Source organism: Pantoea sp. X-Soil-TKNS-1211, from assembly GCF_059730495.1.
In genome coordinates this window covers 554,369-568,631 of the sequence record NZ_AP035953.1, presented here as the reverse complement: position 1 = coordinate 568,631, position 14,263 = coordinate 554,369, and the positions used below count along the sequence as shown (strand labels likewise).

Here is a 14,263-nt window from a genome sequence, read left to right as displayed (position 1 = left end):
GTTATCGATCATTACTTGAAACTTACTGGAACTTTCAGGAATCTTTTTGCTATAAATATCCATAACTTTCCAGCTATCTTGGCTCAGGAAAGGCACATTCTCCCGTTGGATAAGCTAACAACATGGACAAGGAGTAGAACGTTTATGCGCATAAGGAGAAAAGACTGGCATTCAGCTGACATCATTGCCCGGTTAAGAAAAAAGGGCATGTCAATGGCGGAATTATCGCGACAGTCAGGTCTAAGTTCATCAACGCTGGCCAATGCAATAGTTCGCCCATGGCCGAAAGGCGAGTGGTTGATTGCCGGAGCACTCAATATTCATCCTTCAGAGATCTGGCCAAGCCGATATTATGATCCGAAGACACGCTGCTTACGCGATCGTAAAATACGTCTACCACCTGCAAAGGATCCGGAATTGCCTTTAGATCCTGAAGCGCCTTGTGCGGATCTCTGATGAAAAAAAACCAGCCGCACGACGCGACTGGTTTCTTCATTTCAAACCGATAAGTTCGTTATTCGCCGCTGACGCGTTCGATATTCGCACCCATCGCTTTCAGTTTGTCTTCGATATGCTCATAACCGCGATCGATATGGTAGATACGATCCACCAGCGTGGTGCCTTCAGCGATACAACCCGCCAAAACCAGACTGGCCGACGCACGTAAATCGGTCGCCATCACCTGAGCACTGGAAAGGGTCTCAACACCATGACAGATTGCGGTGTTGCTTTCGATTTCAGCGTGTGCGCCCATGCGAATCAGCTCAGGGATATGCATAAAGCGGTTTTCGAAAATAGTCTCAGTGATCACACCGGTACCTTCGGCCACCAGGTTCAGCAGTGTGAACTGTGCCTGCATGTCAGTCGGGAAACCCGGATGCGGGGCAGTACGCACGTTGACGGCTTTCGGGCGCTTACCGTGCATGTCGAGGCTAATCCAGTCTTCACCGGTTTCGATATCTGCACCTGCGTCACGCAGTTTAGCCAGTACCGCATCCAGCGTATCCGGCTGAGTGTTACGACACAGCACTTTGCCACGTGAAATCGCGGCCGCCACCAGGAAAGTACCGGTTTCGATACGATCCGGCAGTACGCGGTATACGCCGCCACCCAAACGCTCTACGCCTTCGATGGTGATTTTATCGCTACCTGCACCGCTAATTTTCGCACCCAGCGTGTTCAGGAAATTTGCCGTATCGACAATTTCCGGCTCACGCGCGGCGTTTTCAATGATGGTGATACCGGTCGCCAGAGTTGCAGCACTCATGATGGTCACGGTGGCACCCACGCTCACTTTGTCCATCACGATATGCGCGCCTTTCAGACGGCCATCAACTGAGGCTTTGACATAGCCCTCTTCCAGTTTGATCTCCGCTCCCAGCTGCTCAAGGCCGGTAATGTGCAGATCGACCGGACGTGCACCAATAGCACAACCACCCGGCAGAGAGACTTGCCCCTGGCCAAAACGCGCGACCAGCGGACCCAGCGCCCAGATAGAAGCACGCATGGTTTTAACCAGATCGTACGGCGCACAGAAAACATTAACTTCGCGCGCATCAACATGTACCGAACCATTGCGTTCAACTTTCGCACCCAGCTGGCTCAGCAGCTTCATGGTGGTGTCGATGTCACGCAGTTTCGGCACATTCTGAATCTCTACCGGCTCTTCAGCCAGCAGCGCTGCAAACAGAATAGGTAGCGCAGCATTCTTCGCCCCGGAGATGGTCACTTCACCACTCAAACGGGTAGGGCCTTGCACACGAAATTTGTCCATTAACATGGTTCTCAATATCCATCCCAACAAGCCCGCCTGAGCAGGCTTGTGCGCTTAGAAACCGTTAAGTTTCCGGTCGCGCGACCACTCGGCAGGGGTATAAGTTTTAATAGAAACCGCATGAATGCGATTATCCGCAATATATTCCATCAGAGGGGCATAAACCGCCTGCTGCTTTTTAACTCGGCTCAGCTCACCAAACATCTCACCGACGGCAATCACCTGAAAGTGGCTGCCATCGTTGCTGAGGACATGTACTTCGTCTAAAGGCAGCGCCTGCATCAGCACAGCCTGAACTTCACTATTTTCCATCGCTCTTTGCTTCAAGTTAATAAGAATAAGCCAGACATCTTAGAGGAAAGTTCCTGACTCTTAAATACGCAAAAGCCCCTGAAAGCATCAGGGGCTTTATCGGTGTGGGAATGATTAGGCTGTTTTTTCCGCAGAAACAATTATCTGCTGCAAGTTATAAAGCGTAATCAGTGACTGGAGTTTATCAGTAATGCCGCTAAAGCATGGCGTGTTGCCCTGTGCACGTACGATTTCACGTAAATGCACCAACAGAGCCAGGCCTGCTGAATCAACGCGGTCAAGCGCAGCCACATCAATGGTATCGATACCCACCATGGCGGTATCGCGCTGATGCCACAAGGCCAGAAGCGTGTCGCGATCCAGTTTGCCGCTCAGGGCCAGAGTGCTGGCAGTGCGCTGCCAGCGTAATGGTTCGCTCATTATTGCTGCTTATCCAGAGAGATAGGCTGTGCCGCTGACGCTTTCAACTGCGCGGTCAGACCATCAATACCTTTGGTACGCAGCAGATCGCCCCACTCGTTCTGTTTGGTGGTGATCATACTGATGCCTTCAGCCACCATGTCGTAGGCCTGCCAGTCGCCGGTGCGGCTGTTCTTACGCCACTGGAAATCAAGACGGACCGGTGGACGGCCATTGGGATCAATAATCGTGACGCGAATCGCCACGATATTGGCATCGCCAATCGGCTGCTCCGGTTGGATTTGATAGGTTTGACCATGATACAAGGCCAGTGCCTGGCCGTAAGCCTGCGCCAGATAATCACCAAAGGCGTTAAAGTAAGCATCACGCTGCGCGGGGGTCGCGTCACGGTAGTAACGCCCCAGCACCAGCGCACCGGCGTATTTGATCTGTACATACGGCAGCAATTCCTGGCGCACGATATCGCGCAGGTAGTTCGGATTCTGTTTGATCTTGGGCTGTTCGTTTTTCAGGCGAGTAAAGGTTTTCGCCGCCGCTTCATTCATCAGCTTATAGGGATTGCTCTGGTCCGCGGCCGTAGCAGCCAGGGGAACAATGGCCAGCATGGCAATCATCAGTAAACGTTTAAACATCGTGTTGTACCTCTTGGGATTATTCCGTTGCTGCAGGCGCGCTCTCCGCACCCTGTTGTTTATTATCGTTTTTGTTATCGCCGCTCTTATACAAGAACTGGCCGATCAAATCTTCCAGCACCAGCGCCGATTTGGTATCACGCAGCGTTCCGCCATCTTTCAGCATAGCGGAACCCAGATCCGGGTCATCAAAGCCCAGATTCAGCGCCAGGAACTGCTCACCCAGTAGTCCCTGGGTACGGATCGCCAGTGAACTGGTGTCTGGTATCTTGTCAGCATATTGATCGCTGATCGCCATCGTGACGCGTGGTGACAGGGTTTTGTCATCCAGCGAAATATCCGTCACCCGGCCAATCACCACACCGCCAACCTTGACCGGTGAGCTGACTTTCAGGCCGCCGATATTATCGAAGGTGGCATACAGCTTCCACGTGGGTTCAGTCCCCAGCGATTTCAGATCGGCAACACGCAGGCTGAGAAACAGCAGAGCCAGCAGAGCCAGCAGCATGAAGACGCCTACCCAAATTTCGTTTTTCTTGCTTTGCATTGCATCATTTCCCAAACATCAGTGCTGTCAGCACAAAATCCAATCCGAGTACCGCCAGTGAAGCATGCACCACGGTACGCGTCGTCGCCCGACTGATCCCTTCCGAGGTCGGGATGGCATCATAGCCATTGAACAGCGCAATCCAGGTCACCGTAATGGCGAAGACGGCGCTTTTGATAATGCAGTTGATGACATCAGTACGGAAATCCACGGCATTCTGCATTGCGGACCAGAAGAAACCCGGATCGATCCCTTTCCAGCTGACGCCCACCAGTGCACCACCAGCAATCCCCACCGCCGTGAAGATTAACGCCAGCAGTGGCATGCTGATGAAACCGGCCCAGAAACGCGGTGACACCACGCGCCTCAGCGGGTCAACCGCCATCATCTCCATGCTGGAGAGTTGCTCAGTTGCCTTCATCAGGCCGATTTCCGCTGTCAACGCCGAACCGGCTCGCCCGGCAAACAGCAGTGCTGTGACCACCGGGCCAAGTTCACGCAATAGCGATAACGCCACCAACATGCCAAGACTGGTTTCCGCGCTGTAGGTGGTCAGGACCAGATAACCCTGCAATCCCAGCACCATGCCGATAAACAGCCCGGACACCATGATGATCAACAGCGACATAACGCCCACGCTGTAGAGTTGCTTAATCAGCAATGGCGCGTGTTTGCGAAACGCGGGTTTACCCACCAGCGCATGAAACAGCATCATTCCTGCCCGGCCAAACGCCGCACAGGTGTTTATCCCCTGACGTCCGAGTGACGCCAGCGCCTGTAACAACATCAGTTTAGGTTCTCCCTGCATGGGTCAAATCGGCCAGATAGTCCCCGGCCGGAAAGCGGAACGGCACCGGGCCATCCGCATGCCCTTCAATAAACTGGCGCACACGTGGATCGGCGTTTTGCCGCAATTCAGGCGCACTACCCTGAGCAATAATTTTTTGCCCGGCAACAATATAGGCATGATCGGCAATGCTCAAGACCTCTGGCACATCGTGCGAAACCACAATGCAGGTCACCCCCAGCGAATGGTTAAGTTCATCGATCAATTTTACCAGAACCCCCATGGTGATCGGATCCTGTCCGACAAAGGGTTCATCGAACATGATCAGATCGGGTTCCAGCGCGATGGCACGCGCCAGCGCAGCACGCCGCGCCATACCGCCCGACAATTCCGCCGGTTTCAGCTGTGCCGCACCGCGCAGGCCGACCGCTTCCAGTTTCATCATCACCGTACTGTGCAGCAACTCTGGCGGTAATTGCGTGTGCTCACGCAGCGGCCAAGCGACGTTATCAAAGACGCTGAGATCGGTAAAAAGTGCCCCCGACTGGAACAACATGCTCATTTTTTTACGCACCTCATACAATCTGCGGCGCGAAAGCGTGGGGATGTTCTCATCGTTAAACCAGATTTCACCTTTATCAGGTTGCAGCTGGCCGCCAATCAAACGAAGCAACGTGGTTTTACCAATGCCCGACGGCCCCATAATGGCGGTGACTTTACCCGCCGGTACGGTTAAGGATATATCGTCGAAGATGGTGCGATCTCCGCGCGAAAAGCTTACGCCACGAACCTCAACCAGATTCGTTTGTTGCTGGATCATCTTTACCTCTTAATGGGGATCGGGCGTTATCGTGTCCGGGGATGGTAGCCTGTAAGACCAAAATCCACGAGAGTTTTACAGAAACTTACCCACCCGATGTGGCGAAAACCGCCTTAAAATTTACTTTTGCCTCTCAGACAGTCAAAATCAGCGCCTGTTTCAATGCGCTCATGTTTTTACCCGTCGGCCAGGTGTGCCGACACCCCCGGCCATCAAGGATTTTTCATGTTCGTAGCCACTGCCCTGCTGTTTATTGGATTGATTTTACTGGCTTACGGCGCTGACCGATTAGTTTTCAGTGCCGCGATCCTCAGTCGATCCTTTGGCATCCCGCCATTAATCATCGGCATGACGGTGGTCAGCATCGGTACTTCGCTTCCCGAATTGATCGTCTCTTTTTCCGCTGCGCAACATGGACAGATGGATTTAGCGGTGGGCACCGCGCTGGGTTCGAACATCACCAATATTCTGTTAATCCTCGGCGGCGCAGCGTTGCTGCACCCCTTAACCGTCCATTCCAATCTGATTCGTCGCGAACTCCCGTTAATGCTGCTGGTCTCACTGCTGAGCGGCATCATGTTGTTTGATAATCATCTTAGCCGCCTGGATGGGGTAGCCTTGCTGCTGATTGCGCTGGTTTATCTGTTGGTCGTGATTCGTATCGCGCGTCGGGCTGAACGCGAAAACAACGATACCCTGACACGCGAACAATTAGCGGAGCTACCGCGCGACGAAACCGGCAATACGGTGGCCTTCCTGTGGCTTGCCGTCGCTTTGCTCATTCTACCCATGTCGACCCGCATGGTGATCGATAACGCAACCGCCTTTGCCGACTACTTCGGCGTGAGCGAACTGGTGATGGGTCTGACGCTGATCTCCGTAGGCACCAGCTTACCAGAACTGGCGACCGTGATTGCCGGTGCCATGAAAGGCGAGGACGATATCGCTATCGGCAACCTGATCGGTGCCAACATTTATAATCTGGCTATCGTACTGGGCCTGCCTGCACTGATTCATCCGGGCAGCATTGATCCTCATGCATTTGCCCGGGATTACTGGGTTATGTTGGGCGTTAGCGTATTGTTCGCCTTGCTGTGCCTGCAACCACGCCGCCGTATTGGCCGTGTAGCAGGCACCTTGTTGTTAGCTGGATTTATCGTGTGGGTGTGCTGGCTGTGGCTTAGCCCCATGTTTACCCCAAGTTAATAAGGACAGACTGAACATGTCACATCAGCGACTGGATTTTGACTTTCAACAGGCAGGCAAAACGGTGCTGCGCATTGAGCGTGAAGGGCTTGAGCAACTCGATCAATATATCAATGACGATTTCTCCCACGCCTGCGAGATGATCTTCGCCTGTCGGGGCAAAGTGGTGGTGATGGGCATGGGCAAATCCGGGCATATCGGCAAAAAAATCGCCGCCACCTTCGCCAGTACCGGAACCCCCGCCTTCTTTGTGCATCCGGCTGAAGCCAGTCATGGTGACCTTGGCATGGTCAGTACCGATGATGTGGTGGTTGCCATTTCCAATAGCGGTGAATCCAATGAGATCCTCGCGCTGGTCCCCGTTCTGAAGCGGCAGAAAGTCCAGCTAATCTGCATCACCAGCCGTGCCGACAGCGCTATGGGACGTGCCGCCGATGTGCATCTGTGCGTTAAAGTGCCGCAGGAAGCCTGCCCTCTGGGCCTCGCTCCCACCACCAGCACCACTGCGACGCTGGTGATGGGCGATGCGCTGGCAGTCGCACTGCTGGAAGCTCGTGGCTTTACCCAGGAAGATTTTGCGCTGTCCCATCCCGGTGGTGCACTCGGACGTAAACTGCTGCTGCATGTCAGTGACATCATGCACAGCGGCGACGAGATCCCGCACGTTTCGCGTGATGCCTCACTGCGTGATGCATTGCTGGAGATCACGCGTAAAAATCTCGGCCTGACGGTGATCGTCGACGATCTGATGAAAATCGAAGGTATCTTTACCGATGGTGACTTACGCCGGGTGTTTGATATGGGTATCGATTTCCAGTCAGCCAGCATCAAAGATGTGATGACGCGCGGTGGCATTCGCGTGCGCCCCAACATGCTGGCCGTTGACGCACTTAATCTGATGCAAAACAAAAACATCACTGCGCTGCTGGTGGCCGATGACGATCGCCTGCTTGGTGTGGTACATATGCATGACATGCTGCGCGCCGGTGTGGTCTGAACAGGAAAAGAACATGAGTGTTGAAACAGCTGAGATCGAGACCTGCTATGGTCCGGTGAGCGCAGCAGTAATGGCGCGCGCGGCGCAGATCCGCCTGCTGATTTGTGATGTTGATGGTGTGATGTCAGACGGCCTGATTTACATGGGCAACAGCGGTGAAGAACTGAAAGCCTTCAACGTGCGCGATGGCTATGGTATTCGTTGCCTGCTGACCTCCGGCATTGAAGTGGCTATTATTACCGGTCGCAATGCCAAACTGATGGAAGATCGCTGCAAAACCCTCGGCATTACGCATCTTTACCAGGGACAATCGGATAAGCTTTTGGCCTGGCGCGAACTCCTGGATAAACTGTCATTATCTGCGGAACAGGTGGCGTATATCGGTGATGACCTGATCGACTGGCCGGTAATGGCCCGCGTCGGTCTGAGCGTCGCGGTCGCCGATGCACACCCGATTCTGTTGCCGCGCGCGCATTACGTCACCCGTATTGCCGGTGGTCGTGGCGCGGTACGTGAACTTTGCGATCTGATCTTAATGGCGCAGAACAAATTTGAGGATGCCAAAGGGCAATCAGTATGAGTAAAAGCAGGCGTTGGATAACGCTGATTCTGGCCCTAATCGCTCTGGTGCTGATTGGCTGGAATCTTACCAACCAGGATGAGAGCAAAGCGCCGGTAACCACCAATGACCAGGAGCCGACTTACACTAGCTCGACTTCTCACACCGTGGTGTACAATCCAGACGGTGCGCTGGCCTATAAATTGATTTCGGATAAAGTGACCTACTTTGCTGCCGATGAACTGAGCTGGTTCGATAATCCGGTGATGACCACTTACGACGTGAACAAAATTCCGACCTGGTCTGTGCGCGCCGACAAGGCAAAGCTCACCAAAGATCGTATGCTTTATCTTTACGGCCATGTTGAAGTGAACACCCTGACGCAGGATTCGGAGCTGGAGCGCATTAAAACCGATAATGCGGTGGTCAATCTCGTCACCCAGGATGTCACCTCTGACGATCAGGTCACCCTTTATGGCCGCAGTTTTAACTCTACTGGCATGAAGATGCGCGGCAACCTACGGACGAAAAATGCCCAGTTGATTGAAAAGGTCAAATCCTCCTATGAAATCCAAAATGAAAAACAACAGCCTTAAATTACTGCTGGTCAGCGCCCTGTTAGCCACCAGCCTGCCCGCTCTGGCATTAACCGGGGACTCGGACAAACCCGTCAATATCGATTCAGAGAATCAGTCGCTGGATCTGCAAGGCAACGTCGCTACCTTCACTGGCAACGTGATCGTTACGCAGGGATCGATCAAGATCACCGCTGACAAAGTGGTCGTCACCCGTCCGGGCGGCGACAGCAAAAAAACCATTGTTGATGCCTGGGGCAACCCAGCGACCTTTTATCAGATGCAGGACAACGGTAAGCCGGTGCAAGGCCATGCCGCCAAACTTCACTACGAACTGGCGAATGACTTTGTTGAGCTGACCGGTAACGCCTACATTGAACAGCTGGACAGCAACATCAAAGGCGATCGCATCACCTATCTGGTGAAAGAACAGAAAATGCAGGCCTACAGTCAGGGCCAGAGCAAACGTGTGACCACCGTGCTGGTGCCGTCGCAGTTGCAGGACAAAAACGGTTCCTCCCAGAGCCAAAAAAAGAGTAACTAATTTCTATGGCCACACTGATCGCTGAAAACCTGGCGAAAGCCTACAAAGGCCGCCGCGTGGTAGAAGACGTTAGCCTGCAAGTTAAATCCGGCGAAATCGTCGGTTTGCTTGGCCCCAACGGGGCCGGTAAAACGACCACCTTCTACATGGTGGTCGGTATCGTGCCACGCGATGCCGGTCGTATTGTGATTGATGATGAAGACATCAGCATTCTGCCGCTGCATGCACGTGCACGTCGCGGCATCGGCTATCTGCCGCAGGAAGCGTCAATTTTCCGTCGCCTTAGCGTTTACGACAACCTGATGGCGGTGTTGCAGATCCGTGACGATCTCACCGAAGAACAACGCCAGGATCGTGCCAACGAACTCATGGAAGAGTTCCACATTGAACACCTGCGTGACAGCATGGGTCAGGCACTTTCCGGCGGTGAACGCCGTCGTGTCGAGATTGCCCGCGCGCTGGCCGCCAATCCTAAATTCATCCTGCTGGATGAGCCTTTTGCCGGAGTTGACCCCATTTCCGTTATTGATATCAAGAAGATCATTGAACATTTGCGCGATAGCGGGTTGGGTGTGCTGATTACCGACCACAACGTACGCGAAACCCTTGCCGTCTGTGAACGCGCTTACATCGTCAGTCAGGGGCATTTGATTGCCCACGGCACTCCCGATGAAATACTTGCAGATGAGCAGGTTAAGCGTGTTTATTTGGGCGAAGAGTTCAGACTCTGATAAGGTGTCGTAACCTCCGACGTTTGCTTAGGAAACTCAATCCGGATTATGAAGCAAGGTTTGCAACTCAGGCTCAGCCAACAGCTGGCGATGACACCCCAGTTGCAGCAAGCAATCCGCTTGCTGCAACTCTCTACGCTTGAACTCCAGCAGGAATTACAATTGGCGCTGGAAAGCAACCCATTGCTTGAACAATCAGAAGTACACGAGGAAGTAGACGCTCGCGAATATCAGGAAAATGAGGCACTCGATACTCGCGAGGCGCTGGAACAAAAAGAGATGCCGGAAGAGCTGCCGCTCGATGCAACCTGGGATGAAATCTACACCGCCGGAACGCCTTCTGGTACCGGAACAGATTACCAGGATGATGAACTACCGGTTTATCAGGGTGAAACCACCCAGTCGTTGCAGGATTACCTGATGTGGCAGGTTGAGCTGACGCCGTTCACTGATACCGATCGCGCCATTGCAACCTCAATTGTTGATGCTATCGACGACACCGGTTATCTCACGGTGACGATCCAGGATATTTGTGACAGCATCGGTGATGAAGAACTCACGCTGGAAGAAGTAGAAGCGGTTTTAAAACGCGTGCAGCGTTTCGATCCGGTTGGCGTTGGCGCGCGTGACCTGCGTGACTGCCTGCTGGTGCAGCTTTCTCAATATGCCACCGATACGCCAATGCTGGCGGAAGCGCGTTTAATCGTTAGCGAGCATCTTGATCTGTTAGCCAATCACGATTTCCGCAGCCTGATGCGTATGACGCGCCTGAAAGAAGATGTACTGAAAGAGGCGATGGTGCTGATTCAATCGCTTGATCCGCGTCCGGGTCAATCGGTCAACACCAGCGAACCTGAGTACGTCATCCCGGATGTACTGGTGCGAAAAATCGGCACACGTTGGACGGTAGAACTGAATGCCGACAGCGTGCCACGTCTCAAGATTAATCAGCACTATGCTGCAATGGGCGGCGCTGCACGTAATGATAGCGACAGCCAGTTTATCCGCAGCAATTTACAGGAAGCCAAATGGCTGATTAAGAGCCTGGAGAGCCGTAACGACACGCTGCTGAAAGTGACACGCTGTATTGTCGAGCAGCAGCAGGCGTTTTTTGAACAGGGCGAGGAGTTCATGCGTCCCATGGTGCTGGCGGACATCGCTCAGGCTGTGGATATGCATGAATCCACGATTTCCCGTGTGACTACGCAAAAGTATCTACATAGCCCGCGTGGCATCTTTGAACTGAAATATTTTTTCTCCAGTCATGTGAATACCGAAGGTGGCGGCGAAGCCTCATCGACGGCGATTCGTGCGTTGGTGAAAAAATTGATCTCTGCGGAAAATCCCGCAAAACCCTTGAGCGACAGCAAACTGACCTCCATGTTATCTGAACAGGGCATCATGGTGGCCCGCCGTACGGTTGCTAAGTATCGCGAGTCTTTGTCCATCCCGCCCTCGAATCAGCGTAAGCAGCTGGTTTGAATGTATTGAGAAGGAAGACCTATGCAAATAAACCTTACCGGACTGAATGTAGAGATTACCGAACCGCTGCGCGAATTTGTAAATAGTAAATTTGCCAAACTGGAACACTATTTTGATCGGATTAATCAGGTCTATATTGTTCTGAAAGTGGAAAAGGTAACGCAGATTGCTGATGCAACACTGCATGTGAACGGCGGTGAATTGCACGCGACATCGGAAGCGGAAGACATGTACGCGGCCATTGACGGATTGATCGACAAGCTTTCCCGTCAGTTGACCAAACATAAAGACAAACTGAAAAAACACTAACCTTCACGCTTGCAGAGTGCTGACCGGTTCGGCACTTAGAGCACAGAATGGGGCGGGCTAACCGCCCCGTTTTGTCATCTGCGCAAGCGCCAACAGGATAACTGTATTTTTCCCGCTATCGGGGTAAAGTGAGTGATCCTCGCGGCTATGTGAACTCGCAAGTGAAACGATGATGAACAACGATCTGACACTGGAATTGAGCTCGGTCCTCACGCTGGACTGCACCCGCAGCGGCGTACACTGCCAGAGTAAAAAACGTGCGCTGGAAATAATCAGCGAGCTGGCAGCGAAACAGCTCAATCTGCCTCACCAGACGCTTTTCGAAGCGATCCTCACCCGTGAACGCATGGGCAGTACCGGTATTGGCAATGGTATTGCCATTCCACATGGCAAACTGGAGGAGGATACACTGCGCGCCGTTGGCGTGTTCATTAGCCTCGATCAGCCCATCGCCTTTGATGCGGTAGACAACCAGCCAGTGGATCTGCTGTTTGCGCTACTGGTGCCCGCAGACCAGTGTAAAACCCATCTGCATACACTATCGCTGGTGGCAAAACGCCTGGCAGATAAAACCGTTTGTCGTCGTCTACGCGCTGCGCAGAGCGATGAAGAACTCTATGCCATTATCACAGAAGCGCAGGAAGACCACCTTTAAGCGACAGCTACTTTTACCGGCCAGAGTGCCGGTTTAAAACGGGAGAAATGTGATGGTGCTGATGATCGTTAGCGGTCGGTCAGGCTCAGGAAAATCAGTCGCGTTGCGTGCGCTCGAGGACATGGGGTTTTACTGTGTCGATAACCTGCCAGTGGTGTTGTTACCAGAATTGGCCAATACCTTAAGCGAACGCAACATCTCTGCCGCCGTCAGTATCGACGTGCGTAATATGCCGGAATCGCCGGAGGTTTTCGAAACCGCGCTTAATAATCTGCCGGATTCTTTTTCGCCACAGCTGCTGTTTCTCGACGCTGACCGTAACACGCTAATCCGTCGCTACAGCGATACACGCCGCTTGCATCCGCTCTCCAGTAAAAATTTGTCACTGGAAAGCGCCATTGATGAGGAGAGCGACCTGCTCGAACCCTTGCGTTCGCGGGCTGATCTGATCATCGATACTTCTGAGATGTCGGTACACGAATTGGCGGAAATGCTGCGTACCCGCTTGCTGGGTAAACGCGAACGTGAGCTGACAATGGTGTTTGAATCCTTTGGCTTCAAGCATGGTATTCCGATTGATGCCGATTATGTGTTTGACGTGCGTTTTCTGCCTAACCCGCACTGGGATCCCAAACTGCGCCCGATGACCGGTCTCGACCGTCCGGTGGCCGCGTTTCTCGATCGGCATACCGAAGTGCATAACTTTATCTACCAGACGCGCAGCTACCTTGAATTGTGGCTACCGATGCTGGAAACCAACAATCGCAGCTATCTCACCGTCGCAATCGGTTGTACCGGTGGTAAGCATCGTTCGGTGTATATCGCCGAACAGCTGGCCGACTATTTCCGCTCACGTGGTAAAAATGTGCAGTCCCGCCATCGCACCCTGGAAAAACGCAAATCATGACCGTGAAGCAAACCGTTGAGATTCGTAACAAGCTGGGTATGCATGCGCGCCCGGCGATGAAGCTGTTTGAACTGGTGCAGAGTTTTAACGCAGAAGTGTTGCTGCGCAATGAAGCGGGAACCGAAGCAGAAGCCAGCAGCGTGATAGCGCTGCTGATGCTGGATTCTGCCAAAGGCGGCCATATTGAGATCGAAGCCAGCGGCCCGGAAGAAACCCAGGCACTGGCAGCGGTGATTGAGCTATTTGAAGCAGGTTTTGATGAGGATTAACCGCCTCAGTGCAATTTGTAGCGATTGAGGAAGCCTTCCCCACCCAGCTGTCGCATCTGGCGCATAATCCATTGCTGACGTTGGCGAATATAGCCTGAAGGGGCATCCGCACGAAATCGTATCGGATTGGGCAGCACCGCTGCCAGCAGAGCAGCTTCCGCCATGGTCAGGCGACTGGCTGGCTTGTGAAAATAGCGCTGAGACGCCTCCTCAACCCCAAATACACCGTTGCCAAACTCAGCGATATTGAGATACACCGTCAGAATACGGCGCTTGGTCCAAACGGTTTCGATTCCCACCGTCAATCCTGCTTCCAGCCCTTTACGCACCCAGCTGCGCCCATCCCACAGGAACAGGTTTTTCGCGGTTTGTTGCGATAGCGTCGAGGCACCGCGCATCCGTTCATCACCCTCGTTATCCAGTACCGACTGGATCGCGGCCACATCAAATCCCCAGTGTTCTGGAAACTTTTGATCTTCTGACGCGATGACCGCCAGCGCCATCCACGGTGAGATCTCATCCATGCTGACCCAATCCGAATGCGCCACATAGTCAAAATTTCCGTGCAGCCAGGCCCCCAGCTGTCGCTCAACCATTACTGCGGAAAAAGGCACCGGTAGAAAGGAAAAAAGCACAATCCCCGCCAGCCAAACACCCAGCCAGGCGATAAGAAATTTCGCGATCCACACTTTTACACGTTGCCAAAGTTTCCCTTTATTCTTAGCCATCAAATTATC

General features: G+C 53.1%; 20 protein-coding genes. 12 read left to right on the top strand and 8 right to left on the bottom strand.

Annotation, left to right across the window (positions count from 1 at the left end; translation table 11 throughout):
* Positions 1–144: 144 nt before the first annotated feature.
* A complete protein-coding gene (locus AC6I8W_RS02535; RefSeq protein ID WP_497836850.1) occupies positions 145–456 on the top strand; it encodes a helix-turn-helix domain-containing protein in 312 nt (103 codons plus the stop codon).
* A gap of 58 nt (positions 457–514) precedes the next feature.
* On the opposite strand, the gene murA is transcribed toward AC6I8W_RS02535, so the two are convergent.
* The 7 genes from murA to mlaF form a co-directional block, all read right to left on the bottom strand.
* Positions 515–1,774 (bottom strand): UDP-N-acetylglucosamine 1-carboxyvinyltransferase, encoded by a 1,260-nt coding sequence (murA, locus tag AC6I8W_RS02530; protein ID WP_497836849.1) that lies wholly within the window; start codon positions 1,772–1,774, stop codon positions 515–517.
* Between the two features lie 54 nt (positions 1,775–1,828).
* On the bottom strand, positions 1,829–2,086 hold the full coding sequence (ibaG, locus tag AC6I8W_RS02525; protein WP_497836848.1) for a BolA family iron metabolism protein IbaG: 258 nt from the start codon (positions 2,084–2,086) through the stop codon (positions 1,829–1,831).
* A 114-nt stretch (positions 2,087–2,200) separates the two neighbouring features.
* Positions 2,201–2,506 (bottom strand): lipid asymmetry maintenance protein MlaB, encoded by a 306-nt coding sequence (gene mlaB / locus AC6I8W_RS02520; RefSeq protein ID WP_497836847.1) that lies wholly within the window; start codon positions 2,504–2,506, stop codon positions 2,201–2,203.
* Positions 2,506–3,138 carry a phospholipid-binding protein MlaC gene (gene mlaC / locus AC6I8W_RS02515; RefSeq protein ID WP_497836846.1) on the bottom strand — a complete coding sequence of 211 codons (633 nt, stop codon included), beginning with the start codon at positions 3,136–3,138 and terminating at the stop codon, positions 2,506–2,508. Before mlaC ends, mlaB begins: the two co-directional genes overlap by 1 nt.
* 19 nt (positions 3,139–3,157) lie before the next feature.
* Positions 3,158–3,685, bottom strand: coding sequence for an outer membrane lipid asymmetry maintenance protein MlaD (mlaD, locus tag AC6I8W_RS02510; RefSeq protein WP_497836845.1), 528 nt, complete (start codon positions 3,683–3,685; stop codon positions 3,158–3,160).
* Positions 3,686–3,689: 4 nt separating this feature from the next.
* On the bottom strand, positions 3,690–4,472 hold the full coding sequence (gene mlaE, locus AC6I8W_RS02505; protein ID WP_021184247.1) for a lipid asymmetry maintenance ABC transporter permease subunit MlaE: 783 nt from the start codon (positions 4,470–4,472) through the stop codon (positions 3,690–3,692).
* Positions 4,473–4,476: 4 nt separating this feature from the next.
* Positions 4,477–5,292 carry a phospholipid ABC transporter ATP-binding protein MlaF gene (mlaF, locus tag AC6I8W_RS02500; RefSeq protein WP_480367788.1) on the bottom strand — a complete coding sequence of 272 codons (816 nt, stop codon included), beginning with the start codon at positions 5,290–5,292 and terminating at the stop codon, positions 4,477–4,479.
* 225 nt (positions 5,293–5,517) lie between these two features.
* Here mlaF and AC6I8W_RS02495 point away from each other — a divergent pair, with 225 nt between their 5' ends.
* The 11 genes from AC6I8W_RS02495 (at position 5,518) to npr (ending at position 13,526) form a co-directional block, all read left to right on the top strand.
* Positions 5,518–6,498: a calcium/sodium antiporter gene (locus AC6I8W_RS02495; RefSeq protein WP_497836844.1), complete on the top strand. Its 981-nt coding sequence runs from the start codon at positions 5,518–5,520 to the stop codon at positions 6,496–6,498.
* A gap of 16 nt (positions 6,499–6,514) precedes the next feature.
* Entirely contained in the window at positions 6,515–7,495 is a 981-nt protein-coding gene (gene kdsD, locus AC6I8W_RS02490; protein ID WP_480367783.1) for an arabinose-5-phosphate isomerase KdsD, read from the top strand.
* A gap of 13 nt (positions 7,496–7,508) precedes the next feature.
* Complete coding sequence (gene kdsC, locus AC6I8W_RS02485) at positions 7,509–8,075, top strand: 3-deoxy-manno-octulosonate-8-phosphatase KdsC (protein ID WP_497836843.1); 567 nt, start codon at positions 7,509–7,511, stop codon at positions 8,073–8,075.
* Positions 8,072–8,650, top strand: coding sequence for an LPS export ABC transporter periplasmic protein LptC (gene lptC, locus AC6I8W_RS02480; RefSeq protein ID WP_021184242.1), 579 nt, complete (start codon positions 8,072–8,074; stop codon positions 8,648–8,650). The genes kdsC and lptC overlap by 4 nt, the downstream gene beginning before the upstream one ends.
* Entirely contained in the window at positions 8,619–9,173 is a 555-nt protein-coding gene (lptA, locus tag AC6I8W_RS02475; RefSeq protein WP_036626375.1) for a lipopolysaccharide ABC transporter substrate-binding protein LptA, read from the top strand. Before lptC ends, lptA begins: the two co-directional genes overlap by 32 nt.
* A 5-nt stretch (positions 9,174–9,178) precedes the next feature.
* Positions 9,179–9,904, top strand: coding sequence for an LPS export ABC transporter ATP-binding protein (gene lptB / locus AC6I8W_RS02470; protein ID WP_013507658.1), 726 nt, complete (start codon positions 9,179–9,181; stop codon positions 9,902–9,904).
* A 48-nt stretch (positions 9,905–9,952) separates the two neighbouring features.
* Positions 9,953–11,386 (top strand): RNA polymerase factor sigma-54, encoded by a 1,434-nt coding sequence (gene rpoN / locus AC6I8W_RS02465; protein ID WP_497836842.1) that lies wholly within the window; start codon positions 9,953–9,955, stop codon positions 11,384–11,386.
* Positions 11,387–11,407: 21 nt separating this feature from the next.
* Positions 11,408–11,695: a ribosome hibernation promoting factor gene (gene hpf / locus AC6I8W_RS02460; RefSeq protein WP_013507656.1), complete on the top strand. Its 288-nt coding sequence runs from the start codon at positions 11,408–11,410 to the stop codon at positions 11,693–11,695.
* A 172-nt stretch (positions 11,696–11,867) separates the two neighbouring features.
* A complete protein-coding gene (gene ptsN, locus AC6I8W_RS02455) occupies positions 11,868–12,350 on the top strand; it encodes a PTS IIA-like nitrogen regulatory protein PtsN (RefSeq protein ID WP_497838093.1) in 483 nt (160 codons plus the stop codon).
* 52 nt (positions 12,351–12,402) lie between these two features.
* Entirely contained in the window at positions 12,403–13,257 is an 855-nt protein-coding gene (rapZ, locus tag AC6I8W_RS02450; RefSeq protein ID WP_480367772.1) for an RNase adapter RapZ, read from the top strand.
* Positions 13,254–13,526, top strand: coding sequence for a PTS phosphocarrier protein NPr (npr, locus tag AC6I8W_RS02445; RefSeq protein ID WP_497836841.1), 273 nt, complete (start codon positions 13,254–13,256; stop codon positions 13,524–13,526). The genes rapZ and npr overlap by 4 nt, the downstream gene beginning before the upstream one ends.
* Positions 13,527–13,531: 5 nt before the next feature.
* Here npr and mtgA read toward each other — a convergent pair whose 3' ends face one another.
* Positions 13,532–14,254 (bottom strand): monofunctional biosynthetic peptidoglycan transglycosylase, encoded by a 723-nt coding sequence (gene mtgA, locus AC6I8W_RS02440; protein ID WP_497836840.1) that lies wholly within the window; start codon positions 14,252–14,254, stop codon positions 13,532–13,534.
* Positions 14,255–14,263: the final 9 nt, after the last annotated feature.

Bases quoted from the DNA above. Each gene is read 5' to 3' on its own strand.
- AC6I8W_RS02535 (WP_497836850.1), top strand. From the start codon at position 145: ATGCGCATAAGGAGAAAAGACTGGCATTCAGCTGACATCATTGCCCGG.
- npr (WP_497836841.1), top strand. From the start codon at position 13,254: ATGACCGTGAAGCAAACCGTTGAGATTCGTAACAAGCTGGGTATGCAT.
- kdsC (WP_497836843.1), top strand. From the start codon at position 7,509: ATGAGTGTTGAAACAGCTGAGATCGAGACCTGCTATGGTCCGGTGAGC.
- mlaF (WP_480367788.1), bottom strand. From the start codon at position 5,292: ATGATCCAGCAACAAACGAATCTGGTTGAGGTTCGTGGCGTAAGCTTT.
- kdsD (WP_480367783.1), top strand. From the start codon at position 6,515: ATGTCACATCAGCGACTGGATTTTGACTTTCAACAGGCAGGCAAAACG.
- ptsN (WP_497838093.1), top strand. From the start codon at position 11,868: ATGAACAACGATCTGACACTGGAATTGAGCTCGGTCCTCACGCTGGAC.
- mtgA (WP_497836840.1), bottom strand. From the start codon at position 14,254: ATGGCTAAGAATAAAGGGAAACTTTGGCAACGTGTAAAAGTGTGGATC.
- hpf (WP_013507656.1), top strand. From the start codon at position 11,408: ATGCAAATAAACCTTACCGGACTGAATGTAGAGATTACCGAACCGCTG.
- lptA (WP_036626375.1), top strand. From the start codon at position 8,619: ATGAAATCCAAAATGAAAAACAACAGCCTTAAATTACTGCTGGTCAGC.
- mlaC (WP_497836846.1), bottom strand. From the start codon at position 3,138: ATGTTTAAACGTTTACTGATGATTGCCATGCTGGCCATTGTTCCCCTG.
- lptB (WP_013507658.1), top strand. From the start codon at position 9,179: ATGGCCACACTGATCGCTGAAAACCTGGCGAAAGCCTACAAAGGCCGC.
- rpoN (WP_497836842.1), top strand. From the start codon at position 9,953: ATGAAGCAAGGTTTGCAACTCAGGCTCAGCCAACAGCTGGCGATGACA.
- AC6I8W_RS02495 (WP_497836844.1), top strand. From the start codon at position 5,518: ATGTTCGTAGCCACTGCCCTGCTGTTTATTGGATTGATTTTACTGGCT.
- murA (WP_497836849.1), bottom strand. From the start codon at position 1,774: ATGGACAAATTTCGTGTGCAAGGCCCTACCCGTTTGAGTGGTGAAGTG.
- mlaE (WP_021184247.1), bottom strand. From the start codon at position 4,472: ATGTTGTTACAGGCGCTGGCGTCACTCGGACGTCAGGGGATAAACACC.
- mlaB (WP_497836847.1), bottom strand. From the start codon at position 2,506: ATGAGCGAACCATTACGCTGGCAGCGCACTGCCAGCACTCTGGCCCTG.
- ibaG (WP_497836848.1), bottom strand. From the start codon at position 2,086: ATGGAAAATAGTGAAGTTCAGGCTGTGCTGATGCAGGCGCTGCCTTTA.
- rapZ (WP_480367772.1), top strand. From the start codon at position 12,403: ATGGTGCTGATGATCGTTAGCGGTCGGTCAGGCTCAGGAAAATCAGTC.
- mlaD (WP_497836845.1), bottom strand. From the start codon at position 3,685: ATGCAAAGCAAGAAAAACGAAATTTGGGTAGGCGTCTTCATGCTGCTG.
- lptC (WP_021184242.1), top strand. From the start codon at position 8,072: ATGAGTAAAAGCAGGCGTTGGATAACGCTGATTCTGGCCCTAATCGCT.